General features: G+C 44.1%; 17 protein-coding genes and 1 tRNA gene. 10 read left to right on the top strand and 8 right to left on the bottom strand.

What is annotated here, in order from left to right; genetic code table 11:
• The first annotated feature begins 592 nt into the window (after positions 1-592).
• From NQ510_RS14055 to NQ510_RS14075, 5 genes are all read left to right on the top strand, one after another.
• The gene (locus NQ510_RS14055; protein WP_005829073.1) at positions 593-2,923 is read left to right on the top strand and encodes a transglycosylase domain-containing protein; all 2,331 of its coding nucleotides are present in this window, start codon (positions 593-595) and stop codon (positions 2,921-2,923) included.
• Between the two features lie 71 nt (positions 2,924-2,994).
• Positions 2,995-3,360, top strand: a complete 366-nt coding sequence (locus NQ510_RS14060; protein ID WP_005829072.1) for a 2-amino-4-hydroxy-6-hydroxymethyldihydropteridine diphosphokinase — start codon at positions 2,995-2,997, stop codon at positions 3,358-3,360.
• A gap of 82 nt (positions 3,361-3,442) precedes the next feature.
• Positions 3,443-4,198: a 3-deoxy-manno-octulosonate cytidylyltransferase gene (gene kdsB, locus NQ510_RS14065; protein ID WP_005829071.1), complete on the top strand. Its 756-nt coding sequence runs from the start codon at positions 3,443-3,445 to the stop codon at positions 4,196-4,198.
• A 12-nt stretch (positions 4,199-4,210) separates the two neighbouring features.
• Positions 4,211-5,500 (top strand): M16 family metallopeptidase, encoded by a 1,290-nt coding sequence (locus tag NQ510_RS14070; protein WP_005829070.1) that lies wholly within the window; start codon positions 4,211-4,213, stop codon positions 5,498-5,500.
• A gap of 74 nt (positions 5,501-5,574) precedes the next feature.
• On the top strand, positions 5,575-6,738 hold the full coding sequence (locus tag NQ510_RS14075) for an MORN repeat-containing protein (RefSeq protein WP_005829069.1): 1,164 nt from the start codon (positions 5,575-5,577) through the stop codon (positions 6,736-6,738).
• A gap of 92 nt (positions 6,739-6,830) precedes the next feature.
• Here NQ510_RS14075 and NQ510_RS14080 read toward each other — a convergent pair whose 3' ends face one another.
• Complete coding sequence (locus NQ510_RS14080) at positions 6,831-7,769, bottom strand: ribose-phosphate pyrophosphokinase (protein WP_005829068.1); 939 nt, start codon at positions 7,767-7,769, stop codon at positions 6,831-6,833.
• A gap of 124 nt (positions 7,770-7,893) precedes the next feature.
• On the opposite strand from NQ510_RS14080, the gene NQ510_RS14085 reads away from it, so the two are divergent.
• Genes NQ510_RS14085 through NQ510_RS14095 form a run of 3 tightly spaced genes read left to right on the top strand, consistent with a single transcriptional unit; the run spans position 7,894 to position 14,416 of the window.
• A complete protein-coding gene (locus tag NQ510_RS14085) occupies positions 7,894-12,240 on the top strand; it encodes an ATP-binding protein (RefSeq protein WP_008663579.1) in 4,347 nt (1,448 codons plus the stop codon).
• 3 nt (positions 12,241-12,243) lie between these two features.
• Positions 12,244-12,972, top strand: coding sequence for a DUF5932 domain-containing protein (locus tag NQ510_RS14090; RefSeq protein ID WP_005829066.1), 729 nt, complete (start codon positions 12,244-12,246; stop codon positions 12,970-12,972).
• Positions 12,965-14,416 (top strand): AbgT family transporter, encoded by a 1,452-nt coding sequence (locus NQ510_RS14095; RefSeq protein ID WP_005829063.1) that lies wholly within the window; start codon positions 12,965-12,967, stop codon positions 14,414-14,416. Before NQ510_RS14090 ends, NQ510_RS14095 begins: the two co-directional genes overlap by 8 nt.
• Here the strand turns inward: NQ510_RS14095 and rpiA are convergent.
• On the bottom strand, positions 14,391-15,095 hold the full coding sequence (rpiA, locus tag NQ510_RS14100) for a ribose 5-phosphate isomerase A (protein ID WP_005829061.1): 705 nt from the start codon (positions 15,093-15,095) through the stop codon (positions 14,391-14,393). The two genes, NQ510_RS14095 and rpiA, sit on opposite strands and share 26 nt — an antisense overlap.
• Positions 15,096-15,383: 288 nt before the next feature.
• On the opposite strand from rpiA, the gene NQ510_RS14105 reads away from it, so the two are divergent.
• Positions 15,384-15,457 (top strand) — tRNA-Arg (locus NQ510_RS14105).
• Between the two features lie 180 nt (positions 15,458-15,637).
• Complete coding sequence (locus NQ510_RS14110; protein ID WP_005829057.1) at positions 15,638-16,804, top strand: site-specific integrase; 1,167 nt, start codon at positions 15,638-15,640, stop codon at positions 16,802-16,804.
• Between the two features lie 115 nt (positions 16,805-16,919).
• Here NQ510_RS14110 and NQ510_RS14115 read toward each other — a convergent pair whose 3' ends face one another.
• The 6 genes from NQ510_RS14115 to NQ510_RS14140 form a co-directional block, all read right to left on the bottom strand.
• The gene (locus tag NQ510_RS14115) at positions 16,920-17,219 is read right to left on the bottom strand and encodes a hypothetical protein (protein ID WP_005829055.1); all 300 of its coding nucleotides are present in this window, start codon (positions 17,217-17,219) and stop codon (positions 16,920-16,922) included.
• Positions 17,216-17,461, bottom strand: a complete 246-nt coding sequence (locus NQ510_RS14120; RefSeq protein WP_005829052.1) for a hypothetical protein — start codon at positions 17,459-17,461, stop codon at positions 17,216-17,218. Before NQ510_RS14120 ends, NQ510_RS14115 begins: the two co-directional genes overlap by 4 nt.
• The gene (locus NQ510_RS14125; RefSeq protein WP_005829050.1) at positions 17,454-17,816 is read right to left on the bottom strand and encodes a hypothetical protein; all 363 of its coding nucleotides are present in this window, start codon (positions 17,814-17,816) and stop codon (positions 17,454-17,456) included. Before NQ510_RS14125 ends, NQ510_RS14120 begins: the two co-directional genes overlap by 8 nt.
• Positions 17,813-18,010 carry a hypothetical protein gene (locus NQ510_RS14130; RefSeq protein WP_227239044.1) on the bottom strand — a complete coding sequence of 66 codons (198 nt, stop codon included), beginning with the start codon at positions 18,008-18,010 and terminating at the stop codon, positions 17,813-17,815. Before NQ510_RS14130 ends, NQ510_RS14125 begins: the two co-directional genes overlap by 4 nt.
• Before the next feature lie 393 nt (positions 18,011-18,403).
• On the bottom strand, positions 18,404-19,273 hold the full coding sequence (locus NQ510_RS14135) for a DNA adenine methylase (protein ID WP_005829044.1): 870 nt from the start codon (positions 19,271-19,273) through the stop codon (positions 18,404-18,406).
• A 4-nt stretch (positions 19,274-19,277) separates the two neighbouring features.
• A complete protein-coding gene (locus tag NQ510_RS14140; protein WP_005837023.1) occupies positions 19,278-20,690 on the bottom strand; it encodes a hypothetical protein in 1,413 nt (470 codons plus the stop codon).
• Positions 20,691-20,898: the final 208 nt, after the last annotated feature.

Raw genomic sequence — 20,898 nt, forward strand, 5'->3', positions numbered from 1 at the left:
CTTTTCGAGAGTGTAAAGTTACGGAAAATATGCGGGCTACGGAAATATGCGGGGAAGTTTTTTGCGAAATATGGGCTGTTTTTTTAACCGTGTGGCTTGTTGTCCGGAATGCCACACTTCATCATCCGAAATGCCACACTTCGACAAAGTAAATGCCGCATTTCGCGAATGTTCAAGTGTGGCATTTGCCTTAGTCAAGTGCGGCGTTTGCCTTGTCGAAGTGTGGCATTCCGGACAGTGAAGTGTGGTATCTCTTTACGCCGTCGCCGTCGTTCTTTTTAACGACAACGTCGTTTTTTTCTCTTCTCTTCTTATCTTATCTCCTCTTACGCGCGCGAGGGCAAGTTTTCATTGTTTCAATCTGTATTATAGCTCATTACGATGTGTTTTTCCTTTCCGATTTTTTCTTCAAGTTTTCTAATTATTTTGCAATCGTTTTGCATTTCACTGACAGTTTCCATTAAAATAAACGGGCGTTTTTTTTGTGAATGCCGGAAATCTTATCCTGAAAAAGATATAAAAAGCATAGGCACATCCAATATATTTCCGTACCTTTGCCCTATTATTGAACTTTGATTTTAGCAACTGAAACATGATAAGGAAAGTCGTCAAAATCCTATGGATTTTCATCGCACTGATTTCGCTGGTGTGTGTCTTTATATTCTTTTCCATAGCCAAGGGCTGGATAGGCTATATGCCTCCGGTGGAAGACCTGGAAAATCCGAATTACAAATTTGCCACAGAAGTCTTTTCCGAGGACGGAAAAGTATTGGGTACTTATTCCTATAGTAAGGAAAACCGCGTGTTTGTGGGATACAATGATTTGTCGCCCAATATCATCAACGCCTTGATAGCTACGGAAGATGTACGTTTTGCCGAACATTCGGGCATTGACGCCTACGCCCTGACGCGTGCCGTAGTGAAGCGCGGTATCCTGATGCAGAAGAATGCCGGCGGTGGCAGTACCATCACCCAGCAGCTTTCCAAACAGCTTTATTCTCCCAGTGCCGACAATGTGATGGAACGTCTGTTCCAGAAGCCCATCGAATGGGTGATTGCCGTAAAGCTGGAGCGTTACTATACAAAAGAGGAAATCCTCACCATGTATCTCAACAAGTTCGATTTCCTGAACAATGCGGTAGGCATCAAGACTGCTGCCTTTACCTACTTCGGTTGCGAACCGAAAGATTTGAAGATTGAGGAAGCGGCTACGTTGGTGGGCATGTGCAAGAATCCGTCTCTCTATAATCCGGTGCGCTACAATGAACGTTCCCGCGGACGGCGCAATGTGGTGCTCGACCAGATGCGGAAAGCGGGATATATTACGGAAGCCGAGCGCGACTCCCTCCAGGCATTGCCTCTGAAACTGAAGTACAACCGTGTGGACCACAAGGAAGGGTTGGCCACTTATTTCCGCGAATACCTGCGCGGCGTGCTCACCGCCAAGAAGCCCGACAAGGCCAACTACCGCGGTTGGCAGATGCAGAAATACTACGAGGATTCACTTGATTGGGAGAACAATCCGCTCTTTGGATGGTGCGAAAAGAACACCAAGAAAGACGGTACCAAATACAACCTCTACACCGACGGGCTGAAAATCTATACCACGCTCGACTCGCGTATGCAGCAGTATGCCGAGGATGCCGTGACAGAGCATCTGAAGGAACTGCAAGGTTACTTCTTCAAGGAAAAGAAAGGGGCCAAGAAAGCTCCCTACACCTTCCGTCTGACCCAGGAGCAGGTGGACGAGATTCTGGGACGTGCCATGAGGTTGTCCGACCGCTACCGCATTATGAAGAAAGCCGGAGCCACCGAAGCTGAAATAAAGAAAGCCTTCGATACCCCGGAGGAGATGTCCGTATTCAGTTGGGAAGGGGAGAAAGACACCATTATGACCCCGATGGATTCCATCCGTTACTACAAGTTCTTCCTTCGTGCCGGTTTCATGTCCATGGACCCGCGCAGCGGACATGTCAAGGCATACGTAGGCGGACCGAACTACCATTACTTCCAGTACGATATGGCCATGGTGGGACGCCGCCAGGTAGGTTCTACCATCAAGCCTTTCCTTTATACATTGGCTATGGAGAACGGTTTTTCTCCCTGCGACGAAGTGCGCCACGTGGAATACACGCTGATTGATGAAAACGGAAAACCGTGGACGCCGCGTAATGCCAACAAAAAGCTGATTGGTGACATGGTGACTGTGAAGTGGGGGCTGGCAAACTCGGACAACTGGATTACGGCCTATCTCATGAGCAAGCTGAATCCCTATAATCTGAAACGTCTTATACATACTTTCGGTGTCCGCAACCGTGATATAGTACCTTCCGTTTCACTCTGTCTGGGCCCGTGCGAGATTTCCGTCGGCGAGATGGTAAGTGCCTATACCGCATTCCCCAACAAGGGTATCCGGGTAGCTCCGCTGTTCGTGACCCGCATCGAGGACAACGACGGAAACGTGCTGGCAACCTTTGCTCCCGAAATGCAGGAAGTCATCAGCGTATCCAGCGCTTACAAGATGCTGGTCATGCTGCGTGCCGTTGTCAACGAAGGTACCGGAGGCCGTGTGCGCCGTCTGGGTGTGAAAGCCGACATGGGCGGCAAGACCGGAACGACGAACTACAATGCCGACGGCTGGTTTATGGGCTTCACGCCTTCGCTTGTGTCCGGTTGCTGGGTGGGCGGTGAGGACCGCGACATCCACTTCGATACGATGCTTCACGGACAAGGTGCTTCCATGGCATTGCCTATCTGGACCAAATACATGGTGAAAGTGCTCGGTGACAAATCTCTGGGATATGATGAAAATGAAACATTCCAGTTGCCCGAAGGCTATGACCCGTGCAAGGATGATGTGAATCTGGAAGGAGACACCCATATAGAAGAACCGATAGAGGGACTCGACGAACTGTTTAATTAGTTGAAAGGTGAAAATTGAAAGTGGAAAGGTAAACTTTCAATTTTCACCTTTTCCCCTTTCACCTTAAAAAAATGGATTATACGATTAGTATTGGGAGCAACGAGCAGCGGAGGGAGAACATGGAACTGGCTCGCAGACGCTTGACGGAACTTTTTTCGGGAATACGTTTCTCGGAAGAGGAGGAGACGGTACCTTTGTTCTTTCACCGTCCGAATCTGTTCTCCAATCAGGTGGCATGCTTTGCTTCCGATAATCCGGTAGAGGAAGTCACCGCCTGCCTGAAAGCCATCGAACGGGAAGCCGGAAGGAAGCCCGAGGAGAAGGAGCAGGAAATTGTACGGCTGGATATAGACTTGTTGTCTTGTGACGGGACTGTCTATAAGCCAAAAGATTTGAAACGTGATTATATCCTGCGAGGATTGAAACAACTGTTATAATTAATAAAGAATATAAGGAGATGGGTCGATAGTATATGAACACTTTCGGACACACTCTCATTTTAAAAAACGAAGATTGAAAATGAAATTTTTAGGAATCATACCTGCCCGTTACGCATCTACGCGTTTTCCAGCCAAACCATTGGCGGTGTTAGGTGGAAAAACCGTGATACAGCGAGTATACGAGCAAGTGGCAGGAATCTTGGACGATGCATACGTGGCTACGGACGATGAGCGTATTGAAGCCGCAGTAAAAGCATTCGGAGGAAAGGTGGTAATGACTTCCACCGAACATAAAAGCGGCACCGACCGCTGTCAGGAAGCTTGTACAAAAATAGGAGGACAGTTTGATGTCGTGGTGAATATCCAGGGGGATGAGCCTTTCATCCAGCCTTCGCAGTTACAAGCCGTCAAAGCATGTTTCGACGATCCGGCCACCCAGATAGCCACTCTGGTGAAACCCTTTACGGTAGATAATGGTTTTGAGGCACTGGAAAATGTGAACTCTCCGAAGGTTGTGCTCAACAAAAACAGGAATGCCCTCTATTTTAGCCGTTCCATCATTCCCTACCAGCGCAATGCGGCGAAGGAAGACTGGCTGGAGAACCATACGTATTATAAGCATATCGGCCTTTATGCCTATCGCGTAGAGGTACTGAAAGAGATAACCGCCCTTCCGCAGTCATCCCTCGAGATTGCCGAATCATTGGAACAGCTTCGTTGGTTGGAAAACGGATACACTATCAAAGCAGGTATCACGGATGTAGAAACTATCGGCATAGATACTCCTCAAGATTTGGAACGGGCAGAAGAATTTCTTAAAAGCCATGGGCTGTAAACTAGAAAGCCCATGCTGAACCGAAGTGACCAACCCCGGATTCTTGAACCGGAACAACTGGTGGTGCAAAGGCCGGAACGTATCAAGTTGCCTAATGGCGTGCCATTGAGTGTGCTCAATGCCGGTGACAATGAAGTGACACGTATCGATCTCCTCATGGCAGGCGGCCGATGGCAACAGAAACAGCCCTTGCAGGCGTTGTTTACGAACCGCATGCTTCGCGAGGGAACCCGACGCTACGATGCCGCCCAGATAGCGGAAAAGCTGGACTATTACGGAGCCTGGCTGGAATTGTCCAGTGCATCCGAGTATGCCTATGTCACCCTTTATTCTCTGAATAAATACCTTCCCCAAACGCTTGACATATTGGAGTCTATCGTCAAAGAGCCGGTATTTCCTGAGAAAGAGCTGGGAGTGATTGTAGACAACAATATCCAGCAGTTTCTTGTCAACTCTTCCAAGGTGGACTTTCTGGCGCACCGCGGATTGGTGAAGGCTCTGTACGGCGGGCAGCATCCCGGTGGACGTCTGGTGCAGGAAGAGGATTATCGGCGCATCACTCCTGCGGTGCTACGCGAGTTTTATGACCGTTACTATCATTCCAATAATTGCAGCATCTATCTCTCGGGTAAGGTAACCGGTGATTGCATCCACAGGATAGAGTCCTTGTTTGGCTGCGAGGCTTTCGGTACGGATTTCCGCAAACCGGAGAAGACTGAATTCCATCCGGTTACCACCTCCGGAAAACGTATCTTCATCGAACGTCCGGACGCCCTGCAAAGTGCCGTCCGTATGGGCATGCTTTCCCTGGACCGTAATCATCCGGACTACTTGAAGGCCCGCGTACTGGTCACACTGTTCGGGGGTTATTTTGGCAGTCGCCTGATGTCCAATATCCGGGAAGATAAAGGATACACATACGGTATCTCCGCAGCCATCATGCCCTATCCGGGGCAGGGAGTGTTGGCGGTCAGTGCCGAAGCCGCCAACGAATTTGTGGAGCCTCTTATCGGTGAGGTTTATCATGAAATAGACCGCCTTCAGAACGAGCTGGCTTCCGATGGAGAGCTTTCCATGGTGAAGAACTATATGTTGGGAGACATGTGCCGTAGTTATGAATCTGCATTCTCGTTGGCAGATGCCTGGATTTTTGTGCAGGTATCGGGCTTGCAGGATACCTACTTTGCCGAAGCACTGGATGCTGTCAAGGAGGTTACTCCACAAGAAATCCGTGAACTTGCAGGGCGGCATTTATGCAAAGAGAAATTAAAAGAAATAGTGTGCGGCAAAAAAATGTCATAAAAAGCGGGAGTTATCGCATCATTTTACCGGATAAATCCTACCTTTGTCAATTATCAACTATCAATTATCAATTAATGAAATATCTATATACTGCACTCATTCTGGCTTTCTTATGCCAAGGTGGAGCCACTGCCCAGGAAAAAAAAAGCGGCTTTTTCGATAAAGTGAAAAGTACATTCTCTTCGGAGATAAAGATAGGTACCTATACGTTCAAAGATAACGGGGCCGTCTATACCGGTGAAATAAAAGGCCGCAAGCCCAATGGAAAGGGGAAGACCGTTTTCAAGAACGGCGACGTCTACGAGGGTGAGTATGTGAAGGGCAAGCGTGAAGGCTACGGTACATATATGTTTCCCGACGGTGAAAAGTATGAGGGGCAATGGTTTCAAGACCAGCAGCATGGTAGGGGTATCTACTATTTTATGAATAACAACCGTTATGACGGCATGTGGTTTCAGGATTACCAGCACGGTAAAGGAACCATGTACTATTACAATGGTGATATTTATGAGGGCGACTGGGTGAATGATAAACGCGAAGGCCAAGGAACGTATACCTGGAAGAACGGTTCCAAGTATGTAGGCTCGTGGAAGAATGACAAGAAAGACGGCAAAGGAACACTGACCTGGAATGACGGTTCCAAATATGACGGGGAGTGGAAAAATGATGTCCGGGACGGTAAAGGAACTTTTGAATATGCCAACGGCGACAAATATGTAGGTGACTGGAAGGACGACATGCAGCATGGCAAAGGTATTTACTTTTTCCATACCGGCGACCGTTACGAAGGTTCTTATGTTCAAGGTGAACGTACCGGAGAGGGCATTTATTACCATGCCAGCGGCAACAAGTATGTGGGCAGCTTCAAGGATGGAAAGCAGGAAGGCCACGGCACATTTACGTGGGCAAGCGGCGCCGTTTACGAAGGTAATTGGAAAGATAACCAACGTGACGGATACGGTACTTACAAATGGAATGTAGGTGACTCTTACGAAGGTGAATGGAAAGACAATAAGTTCAACGGCCAAGGTACCCTGATTCAGACCGATGGAACCAAATATAAAGGCGGTTTTGTGAACGGTATGGAAGAAGGTAGCGGTATCCAGGAGGACAAGAACGGAAACCGTTATGAAGGCTTCTTCAAACAAGGCAAGAAACACGGTCCGTTTGTAGAAACAGACAAGAACGGAAAGGTGATACGAAAAGGAACCTACAAGATGGGAAGGCTGGAGAATTAGAATTAAAAATTAGAAATTAAAAATTAAAGGCTGCGCAATGTTCACTTCAGAACCGCGCAGCCTTTAATTTTTAATTTCTAACCGCTCCGCGGTTAGATAATGTATTGTGAACTGATTGATTCATTGTTCATCACCCGCTTGATGGTTTCGGCGAACATATCGGCAATGCTCAACTGTTTAACCTTGTCACATTTTTTAGAGTAGGGGATACTATCAGTAAATACCATTTCCGTTAGTGCGGATTCTTGTACACGGAAAGAAGCAGGGTCGGACATTACGCAGTGGCTGGCAATGGCACGGACAGATTTGGCTCCTGCTTCCAGCATGATGTTGGCAGCCTTGGTAATGGTTCCTGCTGTATCTACAATATCGTCTACCAATACTACATTCTTGTCTTTTACATCACCGATGATTTGCATGGTGGCAACCACGTTTGCTTTTTCGCGTGTCTTGTTGCACAATACCAGGGGTACACCGAGGTATTTGGAGAATGTGCTGGCGCGTTTTGAACCGCCGACATCCGGGGTGGCGATTACCAAGTCTTCCAGTTTCAAGGATTCAATATAGGGGAGGAATACTGCTGATGCATACAAATGATCCACCGGAATATTGAAGAAACCTTGAATCTGGTCTGCATGAAGGTCCATCGTAATCAGACGGTCGATACCTGCAACAGAGAGCAGGTCGGCCACCAGCTTGGCGCCGATGGAAACACGGGGTTTGTCTTTTCTGTCCTGACGTGCCCAACCGAAGTAAGGGATAACGGCTACAACGCTTTTTGCCGATGCTCTTTTAGCAGCATCAACCATCAGCAGAAGTTCCATCAAGTTGTCAGAATTAGGGAAGGTTGATTGAACCAGGAATACATGCGAGCCACGGATAGATTCCTCATAAGAGACTGCAAACTCACCATCTGCAAAATGGGTGATGTTCATCTTTCCCAGAGGGCAATCAAGGCTAGCGCAGATTTTCTCTGCAAGGTATCTCGAATTTGTTCCGGAGAATACCATAAAGGGTGCTTTTTCGCTCATTTGTGTAATAGATGTTACCTATTTGTTAATTTGCATGCAAAGGTAGGAATTTCCCGTTACATAAAACAAGAGTTATTGTATAAAAATTATTTTTCTTTCCCGGATTTATTCGTAGCTTTGCTTTATGAAACGACTTTCTTTTATATGGTTTGCGGGGTTGTTGTGCCTTTGTACAACAATGGTTTCGTGTGTGGGAACGGCACCCATGAAGGAAGTACGCCTTATCGACTCTCTAAACCAGGTGGCTTATGCTTTTCGTTATAAAAACCTGGATTCATCCTGCCATGCGGCATCAAGGGCCTACCGTGAAGTCAGCCTCTATAAACAAGGAAAAGCGGAAGCATCCAATAATCTGGGCTTTTGTGCTTTTATGCGCATGGATTTTGAGCAGGCCGAAAAGTTTCATATGGATGTCTATAATCTGACCAAGAATGAACTGGAACTCCTTATTGCCGACATCGGTTTGATGAAGATTTATCAGCGGACGGCGTTGAACAAGGAGTTCTACGATTATCGCAATAGTGCCTTGCACCGTATGAAAAGAATAGCGGAGGATGACAATCTGTTTGTGGACCAACACGAGCAAATGCGTTTGAATTATGCCCGTTCGGAATTTTATATTGTATCTGCTGTGTATTATTATTATTTGCAACAGCGTCCGGAAGCTGTAGCCTCTATTAATGAAGTTACTAAAAAACAAGAGTTGCTGGCAGATACCAATCAGCTGTTGTATTATCACTACATCAAAGGTTCTGCTGCCTTATGCGAGGGTGAGACACCGGATGAGCGAAGACTGAGAGAATTTGATGAGCTCTATACCGCATGGCAGTTGGCTTCGCGCAAGGGCTATCTTTACTTTGAGGGCAATGGAGTGCAGGGACTTGCCAACTTGATGGCTTCACCGGATAATTACGCATTTTTTCAAGACCGCCGCTCCCATGCCTTGACACGTTTTGGAGTACCGGTAGATTCGCTGCTTCCCATGCGTCTGGGGCAGTTGGCATTGCAAAAATTCAGCCAATACAAGGATTTGTATCAGATAGCAGGTGCATATGTATCTATCGGCAAATACCTGAATGCCCACAGTCACTATACAGAAGCTCTTGACACGCTAAAACTTGCTCTGGAATGTGTAAATGACCATCACCGCCTTTTCTATGACTGCCACGATAGTTTGGACTGGCTGAAAGCATTTGACCGTCGAGATACGATTTGTGCGGAGAAGGCATGGATGGAGCAGAAACTGAAAACCGTGCCCGAGTGGATTTCACGTATTCGTGAACAGTTGAGCGTTTCGTATGCAGGACTCGGGATGAAAGAAAAATCAGACTATAACCGCAATATTTACCTGGATATCCTTGAAGATACACGCCAGGATAAAGAGCTGGAAAGCCGCTATCAAGCATTGGAAAAGGAGGCGGGGCAGCTCAACGTCGTGTTGTCACTGGTCATTGTGGGCTTCGTGCTTGTATCCCTCTTTTTCTGGTTTTTCAACAAGCGTTCCAAAGACCGGAACAGAGTGCATCTCCGCCGTCTGCAGCTGATGCTGGATATCTGTCAGAAGATAACGGCATCCATTCCGGCAGATGCACAGACTGAGGAGGAAATCATCGACTCTATCCGGACGGCTGTCTGCCCGGAATTGGAAAAGCTGTTTGGAGTGAAGGACATCCGCATAGACAACGGGCAATTAGTGTTCCCGCGTCGGATGAGCAAGGATGAGCAGGCGATGGTACGGGTGATAACCCCCTATATCCAATGGGCAATCGACAACGGCATGACGTCCATCTCCCTTGGGGATGAGCGCCGCAGACTGGAAAAGCAACGCTACATTTACGAGCAGCACATCGCGGGGAACAAACGGCAAAATCTGATAAAGAAAGCATGTATGGCTATTGTCAACGGGATTCATCCGTACATAGACCGTATCATCAACGAAGTGCAGAAACTGACTCAAAAAGGATTCATCAAAGAGGAACGGATAAAGGAGGAGAAATACCAGTATATCGACGAGTTGGTTACTACCATCAACGAATACAATGATATTCTTGCCCTTTGGATAAAGATGAAGCAAGGAAGCCTTAGCCTGAACATAGAGACGTTCGAATTGAATGAACTTTTCGAGCTGCTCAGGAAAGGAAGCCGTACATTCGAGATGAAGAGACAGTCGTTGGAGGTGCAGCCTACGGATATCCGGGTGAAGGCAGACAAAGCCCTTACATTGTTTATGATAAATACACTGGCAGAGAATGCCCGTAAATATACCCCTCAGGGCGGTATGGTGAAAGTATATGCACGGCAGGAGGAGGATTACGTGGAAATCTCGGTAGAGGATAATGGTTGTGGATTGTCACCGGAAGATGTAGCTCGCATCGTGGGAGAAAAAGTATATGACTCAAAAGCCATCGGTATGAGTGACGCTCCCGACAAGGAGGAATTGAGGAAGAACAAAGGAAGTGGCTTTGGACTGATGAACTGTAAGGGCATCATTGAAAAATATCGCAAGACGAATGATTTGTTCAAGGTCTGTCTGTTCAATGTGGAGAGCGGGCTGGGAAAAGGCAGCCGTTTTTATTTCCGTCTGCCTGCCGGTATCCGTAAGTCTGTGTCGGTGTTGCTCGTCGTGTTGTTTTTGTGCATGTCATCCTGCCGGCATGCTGTGGAACAGACTGCTTCCGGAGAGGTGTTGCCGGATTCTTTGGCACTGCTTGCACAGAATGAATACGAAGCTTTGCTGGACGAAGCCTCCGATTATGCCAATGAAGCTTATTACTGCAATGTGGACGGAGAATACGAACTGGCTTTACAATACATAGATTCGGCAATGTATTGCCTGAACGAACATTACAAGCAATACGCCCATCCTATACATCGCTATATGACGCTGACCGGAGACGGGACGCCTGCGGAACTGGATTGGTGGAACCAGATGTTCAATTCGGATTTCCATGTAATTCTGGATATCAGGAATGAAGCGGCAGTCTCATTTCTTGCATTGAAGCAATGGGATGACTATAGTTATAATAATGCTGCCTACACCACCTTGTACAAACTGTTGGGAGAAGACCAATCCTTGGAAGAATATTGCCGGCAGCTGGAGCGTTCCACCAACAACAAGATGGTGGGCATTTTGCTGGCGGTGATTTTGCTGTTCGTATTGCTGTTGGGATATTACATACTCTACTTCCGTAAACGTCTGGTGAACCGCTGGAATCTGGAGCAAGTACTGGAAATTAATGGAAAGGTGTTCAATGCCTCCTTGTTGCCGGTTTCGGATACGGAGGAAATGTTGCAGCGTGAGGAGGATACATTGAAGGAAATCCCGCGGCAGATTGTAGGTTCCGCTTTTGATGCAGTGAACGAACTTTTGAGTATCGACCGGTTAAGCATAGCTGTATACAACGAGACTACACATAAGCTGGAATACACTTCCAATCCAGTGGAAGATACCGCCGTGGACGAGTTGCCTATCTGGAGGAAATATATGGAGAATTGCTTTGAGCAGCAAGAGTACATATCGGAAAAGGGTATACAAACATTGCCGCTTGTTGTGGATGCGGGAAATATGTGTCGTTGCATAGGTGTGCTGTGTCTGGAACGCAGGGAAGGTACGGAGCAGGAGACCGACCATTTGCTTTTGGAACTGATAGCCCGTTATGTCTCCATTGTAATCTTCAATGCAGTGGTTAAGTTGGCTACGAAATACCGGGACATCGAAGTGGCTCAAGATGAAGCCCGGCGAGCTTCCTGGGAAGACAGTTTGCTGCATGTACAGAACATGGTGCTGGATAATTGTCTCTCGACCATCAAGCATGAAACGATTTATTATCCGAACAAGATAAAGCAGCTGATAGGGAAACTGCGGTCCGGCAAACAGACAGAAGCGGAGGAGCGGGAAACGGTGGTTGCCATCAGCGAATTGATAGAGTATTACAAAGGTATCTTTACGACACTCAGTTCATGCGCTTCCCGCCAGTTGGAAGAGGTGACTTTCAGGCGTGCGACAATATCTGTGCCGGAACTTATGGCTACTGCCGGGAAATATTTCCGCAAAGTGTATAAGGGAAACAAGGCGCATATTGATTTTAAGATACAACTGTTGGAAGGACGGATTACCGGTGACTGGAACCAGTTGCGTTTCCTGCTTGAAAACCTGATAGACGAGGCTTGCTCCGTAACTCTGGATGGAGCTGTCTGTCTGTCGGCCCGGGAAGATGGGGAATTTATACGTTTTCTGTTTACAGATATGCGCAGGGAAAAGACCCGTGAAGAATTGAACCAATTGTTCTATCCCGACTTGTCCCGCATGACGGCCGGTGAGAAAGGAGAACTGTATGGTACGGAATATCTGGTGTGCAAGCAGATTATCCGCGACCATGACGAGTTTGCCGGACGCCGGGGATGCCGTATCAATGCCGAACCGGGAAAGGAAGGAGGTTTTACAATATATTTTACGCTACCGAAAAAATGAAATATGGAAGACAAAAAATTTAAAGTAATCATCGTTGAAGATGTCAAGTTGGAGCTGAAAGGGACGGAAGAGATTTTCCGCCATGAAATTCCCAATGCGGAGGTAATAGGTACTGCTATGACTGAGCAGGAGTTCTGGACATTGATTGAAGCCGGCGTGCCGGATCTTGTTCTGCTGGACTTGGGACTGGGAGGTTCGACCACAATCGGGGTGGACATCTGCCGGAATATCTTCAAGCGTTATCCGGGAGTACATGTGCTGATATTCACGGGAGAAATATTGAATGAGAAGTTATGGGTGGACGTACTTGAAGCCGGTGCCGACGGCATTATCCTGAAAACCGGAGAGTTGCTGACCAAAACCGATGTGCAGGCAGTGATGGACGGCAAGAAGCTGGTCTTTAACTATCCGATACTGGAGAAGATAGTGGAACGCTTCAAGAAATCTGTCCTAAATGATGCAAAACGTCAGGAAGCAATCATAAGCTATGATATTGATGAGTATGACGAGCGTTTCCTCCGTCATTTGGCACTGGGCTATACCAAAGAAATGATTGCCAATCTTAGGGGAATGCCTTTTGGAGTCAAGTCGCTGGAGAAACGGCAGAATGACTTGGTCGGCCGTCTTTTCCCGCCTAGTGAACGGGTGGGGGTGAATGCCACTCGTCTGGTGGTGCGTGCATTGGAACTTCGAATCCTGAATATAGACAATCTGGAAGCCGACGATGAGTAAACTCCGAATGCCACATCCCGCTACGATGTTCTTCCTGCTGACGCTGGCAGTCATCCTCCTTTCATGGATATTCGATGTCTATGGCCTGAGCGTGCTGCAACCGCAGACTGGAGAAGTAATACGGGTGCAGAGCCTGCTGAGTCCGGAGGGCATACGCTGGCTGCTGCGCCATGTCATAACCAATTTTACGGGATTCGCTCCGTTAGGGCTGGTGATTGTGGCTATGTTCGGAATAGGGGTGGCACAGCATTCGGGTTTCATCGATGCATGTATTCGCAGGGGGGTACGACGTCCACGTGATCCTTGGCGCATTATTCTGCTGGTTATTGTCTTAGGACTGTTGTCCAATATAGTGGGAGATGCAGGATATATCATTCTGTTGCCGATAGCTGCAACTTTGTTCCAGTCCGTCGGTCTGCACCCCATTGGAGGTATAATTACAGCTTATGTTTCAGTCTCTTGTGGCTATAGCGCTAATGTGTTTTTGAGTACATTAGACCCCATGATTGCCTCTGTAACGCAAGAAGCGGCTGATAGGATGAATATTGCTCCGGGGCAGACTGGACCGCTGTGCAATTATTATTTTCTCTTTGTTTCCACGTTCCTGCTTGCATTCATCATTAATCATATTACCCGCAGGAGCTTGTTGCCGCACTTGGGAATGTATGCAGGGGATATTCATTTTAATGGCTACAAACAACTGTCCCGCAAGGAACGGAGAGCTATGTTGGGAGCTGTATTTGCAGGCTTGCTGTATATTGCCATTATTCTGTGGGCTACATTCTCTTCATGGGGGATATTGCGGAGTGTCAATGGTGGGTTGATTCGTTCTCCGTTTATAGTTGGTATTCTGTTTTTGCTTTCGTTTGGAATAGGTTTGATGGGGATGGTCTATGGTTTTGCCTCCGGCCGATACCGTACGGACGGTGATGTGATAGAAGGACTTACGCAGCCGATGAAACTGCTGGGCGTTTATTTTGTGATAGCTTTCTTTGCCTCACAGATGTTTGCTTGTTTTGAATATTCCCACTTGGACAAGTGCATTGCCATTTTAGGCGCTAATCTGCTGTCCTCCGCCTCTTTGAGTAGTTTATGGATATTGATTCTCTTCATTCTTTTTACGGCACTGGTCAATCTCTTTATGGTATCTGCCACAGCTAAATGGGCTTTTATGTCTTTCATTTTTGTTCCGGTATTGGCAAGTATGGGCATTTCGCCGGATATGACCCAATGTGCGTTCCGTATAGGTGACAGTGCAACAAATGCCATAACACCTTTTATGTTCTACATGCCACTTGTCTTGACCTATATGCAGCAATATGATAGGCAATCCACTTATGGTTCACTACTGAAGTATACTTGGAGATATTCTTTAGTCATTCTATTGGCATGGACTGCCTTATTTGTACTTTGGTACATCAGCGGTTTGCCATTAGGACTGTAATGTCATAACCAATGAACAGCCCGCTTTCGATAACCCCGGTAATGGCTTTCAGTTTCTGTTCCAAATCAGGAACAATGTTGCTGAGATGAATGTCAAGAATGAAATTACCGCTTTCGGTAAATACCGGACCGTCTTTTCCTTCTGCAAGACGTAGGCTGATTTTTGAAGCTCCCAATAAGCGTATCTCGTTTTCCACATGGGAGAGAGCATGTGGAAACACTTCCACCGGTATGGGGTATTTGCTCCCCAGTTTGCTGACAAGCTTGCTCTCATCGACAATGATGTAAGTCTTACCACTGCTTTTAATGAGAAGTTTCTCCTTAAACATGGCTCCACCACGTCCTTTGATGAGGTTATTATGCGGATCCACTTCGTCTGCACCGTCGAATGTCCAATCCGGACGCTTATTCCACAGAGTAGTTTGCGGCAGGCCAAGCTGTATACATGTCATCGAAATTTCGGCAGATGCCGGAATGATTTCTATATGCAAAGATTCTTGTTTAACTCGTTGAGCTAATGCAAACAAAGTGAGATAAACGGTAGAGCCGGAGCCTGCTCCTATGACATCACCGTCTTTGGCCAGTCCGGCAATCTCCTGGGCTACCAATTCCTTACTCGCCTTATTGCTGATTTTATTTGACCATTGCAATTCCTGTATCAACTGATTTTCCCATTCCATCTCTTTAAAATTTAGTTGTTATTACTCTTTCATTCTTTTTCGGGTCAATGTTACTTTTCCTACTTGAATATTCCTCCATATTTTTACTTTTTATAATTAGTAACATTGATAATTTGCAAAATGTTTTAATACATCTGTATATAAATACCGTGTATCTTATTTGTAAAGGTAACTAATCATTACTTTTTATGTAGCAAATGAGCCTTTTATACATAGGTAACGAAAAAAGGTGATACAAAAATTTGCAATATTCGTAAAAAAGCGTACCTTTGCACCGCAATTAAGGCTGGTTCCGTAGCTCAGCTGGATAGAGCAACGCCCTTCTAAGGCGTGGGTCTTGCGTTCGAATCGCAACGGAATCACAACGATAAGGCAAGTAGTCGATAAAAAGGCTGCTTGCCTTTCGTCGTTTAGCTGGGTATCAACGATTTACTACCTTGCCAATTTCGACAGAATTTGTGCAAAAAGTAGGTAACATAGCAGAAACACAGCTTTCCGTAGTTCCACTTTTCCGGTGGGTAGAAATAATTTAGAAAACAAAAATGAGTACGGTAAGAGTCATCCAGAACAAGCAGAGATTGACCAAAGAGGGCAATGCTCCGCTATATATAACCTTTTATCTCGGTAAGGAAAAGTTAATGCTTCCTTGCAAAGTGTCTGTGCCTGCTGCTAAATTTGACGAGAAAAGCGGACTTCTCAAAGGAAACAGTAAGGAAGCAAAGGATATAAATCTTATTGTGAGTAACCTGAAAGCACGTGTCAACGATATATTGGTGAAGTTCCGGCTGAGGAACCAGGCTTTGACAAAAGATATTTTCATGCGGGAGTATAACAATCCAAGTGATTATAAGACTTTCCATGACTTCGTGAAGGAGCATATGAAAACCTACAGCCGGCGAATAGAGATGGGAACGTTCAAGCATCATCTGAGCTGTATGAAAAAGTTCAAGGCATATAATGAACTGTTACAGTTCCAGGACCTTACTCCGGATTATCTGACTGACTACCTGATTTACATGAAAAAGGAGCTTGGAAATACGGAGATAACCGCACAACGTAATATGTCCACCATCAAGATATATGTCACCGCAGCCTACAGAAAGGGCTATATAGAAGAAAATCCTTTCCAGGAATTCCATATCAAAAGAATAAAAAGCGATGTGGACTATCTGACAGAGGAGGAGCTGATGCAGTTTGTGCAATTATACTATCAAAGAACATTGCCGGAAAAGCTTCAGCTGACCTTGGCCTTCTTCCTTTTCATGTGTTTCACGAGCATGCACATTACGGATGCACGTATGTTCTGTATCGAGCAGGTAAACAATGATGTGCTGACTTACTACCGTGTGAAGAACCGGAACTGTAAACCGGAACCGATAAAGATTCCGATGCCGGTACCTGCGGAAAAACTTCTGGAAGAATGGGCAGAGGGTAGGGAAGAAGGACGTCTGTTCAGGAACGTTCAATGTGACCAGGTCGTTAACCGACAGTTGAAGGCCATTGCCAAGGAACTGGGGATTAACAAAAAAATATCGGCCAAGACAGGAAGACATACGTTTGCAACTATTTATCTCCGGAAAACAAAAGACTTATCCAGCCTGCAAAAATTGCTTGGACATAGCAATATCCGGGAAACGATGATTTATGCGCACGTCATGGATGAGAGCAAGCGGGAAGGCATGCAATGTTTCAATAGCTTCACCCTATAATAGGGGCCAAAAGCCGTACAATCGTGCGGATGATTCATAATGTTTTATTTATCAAATAAATGCGGCTGCACCGATTTGTACAAGTTCGTACAAAATGAGGTGCAGCCGCACGAATTTATGCTCTCTCGTACATCACCCAGTAGGGTTGTCCTGCCAAATATTCTACATGGTACCCGGCATCAGCCAGTTGTTTGGCCAGCGCCATCGGAGCGACATCGACAATGTTCGACAGCTCATATACCAGTTCAGCGGTGGTCTTGTAACATTTCTGTGAAGTGGTACCGATGGGTGAATAGTTCTGGCCGATGAAGTTTGCTATGGCTTTCTGCCGCTCGGCTTGTTGCTTCTCTAATTCGTCTTGTTTGTCCGGTTCTTCGTCGTTTTGATAAGAACGGAATCCTATAGGCTTTTTCATTGGGCACCTCCTTTCTGATTAGGAATAAGGCCTAAAAATTCGGTACGGGCATTATGTAATGTTGCTAAAATATCCAAAAATGTTTTTGAATTGTCATAGAAATAACCACTGTATTCAAGGAGAAAGCCGATACTGTCATCCAACAATTCTGCAAGAGATGCCGCTCGATTATTTTGCAATTTCAATAAGCAATTAGATATGGAATCGTCAAGTACAATTCCATTAACGGTAGTATTATCCATTCTCACCTCCTTTCTGTTCCAGCATATTCGCCTTCTCACTAAATTGAAAAATGGAACGTACCTTGCAAATATCGAGAAAGAATACCGTGTCCGGGCATCCGCCACTTATGACATGGGCCTCGATACGTATGGTACAATCACGTCCCAAAGGGGTAGCAGTACATTTCATGCGCTTCAAGTTCGGGTGTTCAGCATTAATGCGGTTGACCGTATCGCCTATTTCATGCTTGAGTGCATCCAGGGAAAGTTCATCCTTGATAAGAACGTTTTTATACTTCTCTACATAATCAATAACCTTTTTCCATGCCCGGTTCTTGGGGGAATAGGTCTGCAGATGGTAAACAAAGAACATCATGCTTTGCCTCCTTTCTCATTAAAGGTGATGTTGACTGTCCCACCATTGACATAGATGGAAATGGATTTGTCGCTACGTGCTGCACGGATACGTTTACGTCCTGCGCACAGTTCAACACCCAGCTGGGCAAACAGTTCTTGAACCTTCTCTGCGGATACATAGCGTCCGCGAGCGCTTTGAGATTGTTTTGTCATAATGAAGAGCATTTAAAATAAAACAATATGTTATTAAAGACGGGAAAGGGAACTTTCTCCAAAAAACTGGAAAACTTATAAACAAAGAAAGTTCCGCTTTCCCGTTGCTCTTCACCTTGACAAGGCAGTGGGTGCATTAACACTCCACACGGGGGTCGGAACTATAGAATACCATTGGGCATAAAAAATGCCAACGGCAAAAGTTGGCGAACAGTCTCGCCTTGTCAAAATGAAGAGCACTGCAAAGATGCAGGTTTATTTTGAAATGGCAAAAGAAAAACGGAGATTTTTTTGTTTGCTGTATAATCGAAAACTTTTTATTAATACTTCTACAATCATTTGCTTTAATGAAGTAGATAATGAAGATACTCCAGCTTGTGAATAGAGTAAGTTTTAGATTGTTATTACCTTGTTGAAATTTATGGAACTTTTTTCTGGAACAATACAATTATCAGAGAATATCATATACTCTTGCCCTTTTCCAACTGTAGCCGCACTATAATTTAGAGAATATTCGTACATTCGGAATTTTAAATAAAGGTCAAGAATAAAATCTTCTTTATCATAAGTTACCACCCACTTTATATTTTCTAATCCTGCGATTGCATTATAAATATCTCTATGGTCTTGGTCATCATAATAATTCATATAGAGACCCTTACCTTTTTTGTAGTAAGGTGGATCAAAGTAAAACAAGGAATTATTTGGTAGATTACTCTGTAGATTATGAATTAACTCTACTGCATCTAAATTATGCAATTCAATTTTGTCTTTATATAAAGCTATTAATTTAATACGTTTTTTCAAATCATCAGAATTATAACGAGCATCAATTAAATAATTCCCAGTTTGATTAAGCCCACCGATAACTCCCCCTTTTATAATGCCGGAACGATTTGTCCTATTTAAAAAGAAAGTCGAAAATCCTAAAGATAATAGTTCGGCATTAGTTTTGTTTTTTTGAATTTCTCTTTGTTCATACCAAGTATCAATCGTGATAGGAGTATTTTCTATTAGCTGGCAGAATTCATCTGTATAATTTAAAATAGAATACCAAAAAGCAAATAATGAGCGATCTTTATCATTTATAATAATTTGATTGGCAACCCCGTTAATTAACAAAGAAAGAGCTATGGAACCTCCGCCAACATAGGGTTCTATATAGGTTCCCCCTATTAAATTATTTGCAACAAATAATTCAGAAAAGAAAGAAGATATCTTTCCTTTTCCTCCAGGGTATCTAAGTGGCGAGTAACGCATCATATAATTATTCTGATTCTATTTGAGACCACAAAGTTACCATAAAATCCTGAATATTATCCCAAGTTGTTTGAATATCTATTGGCACAGGGGAAAGTTTGTTACTATGTACATAAGCATTCATTGTATCCACTCCCCAAATAGAATTACGTTCTTTGGTTAATAATTTTACAGCTTTTAATATTGTTTCATCTGCAATTTTCTCTTTATATAAGTATTGACTAGCATCATTAACCTTCTGATACAAACTTCTTGAAGAATTGGAAGCCGAAATTTCTCCTTCTTTAAGTAATCCTTTTTTTTCAATGAAAGTATCTACACTTAATTCTAAAAAAACTCTCAAAGTGACAGCTGCACAATTAACAAAACTTCGAACATCTATTTTTTTCAATTCATCATAAATTTTATTTGCTTTTGGATTGGAAATCCTAATAATACAATTATTGGGTATAAGAGTTTTACGTTGGGTCGGAATAGACTTCTTTAAATGTCCCTTAGAATGCAAATCACTTCCCTCATTCTTTGCTGTATTATCTTCTTCTTCCAAATTAGGAATTTGTTCTAATGGATTATCCAACCTCCAAACTTCTCCTATTGTCTTATTTTTATCAGGCAGTTTTTCTCCTAAGCCTTGAATATAATCTTTTCTTTGCTTGGCATTATATATAGAACTAACCTTAAAATCTTTATCAGACAAATCTAAAATAATTTGCCCTAAGGCCTTAGCTATTTCTTCTTCTTCAAGATTAGAACTTAATTTAGAATTTATATACTTTAAACCCAAAATTTCCCGAACACTTTTATCTCCTAATAAACGAGCAAAATTTGTGAGTTTAATGTTTTCGGAAGCCCTCTTTACTTCTTCTTGTACGAAAGGAGATGTTCGTATGAAATCAATAGCTTGTATTTCTACAGACTTATTTTTTCCATGTTTTATATCAAATCTCTGTACTTGCTCTGGTTTCCACTCAACTATACCAACTCCATTCTGTTCTCCTGTATGTTCTAATCGAACCCATTTATCTGCCTCTTCTACATCATCATAAATATAGCACATTATTTTTCTAATCGGAGTTTCCATAAATCTTTCATGCAGCTTAAAAAAACGATTCTTTAATGAAGCATGTTTTTTAGAATCAATTAACTTAGGGTTAGCCATCAATTTTAATGCTGTGGTTCTTCTGTTTCCTTCCTTTACAAGAAATTTCTTGTTAGATTTCTTTGATGGCATAACATAAAATGGCTTGGGAGACAACCCATTCTCTAAAATATGTATCGCAATATAATAAATTTTGTCTCCTAATTTTGTTAGCATTATGTCTATAGCCTGCTTTTCATTCTCAACAGACTCAAAACGATCATTATCTGGATTTATAATTAAATTAGAAATACTGATAGATTTGTATTTTTTGTTTGTCATAATATTAAATGGCGAATCCTTCACTATAGTGCGCCTACAGGAATGAATAAACCTGAACCCAATCTTATGGGTTACACTATGGAAAAGGATTCATTTAATTCATTTTTTGGCGTTGCTAAAATAGTGATTTTATCAAACTTAACAAAATAAAAAAACTTTTTATTCTAAATTTAATTCATGATTATTTGAATAATGAAATAAAAAAGGC

Origin of the sequence: Bacteroides uniformis (genome assembly GCF_025147485.1) — a bacterium.
Lineage (GTDB): Bacteria > Bacteroidota > Bacteroidia > Bacteroidales > Bacteroidaceae > Bacteroides > Bacteroides uniformis.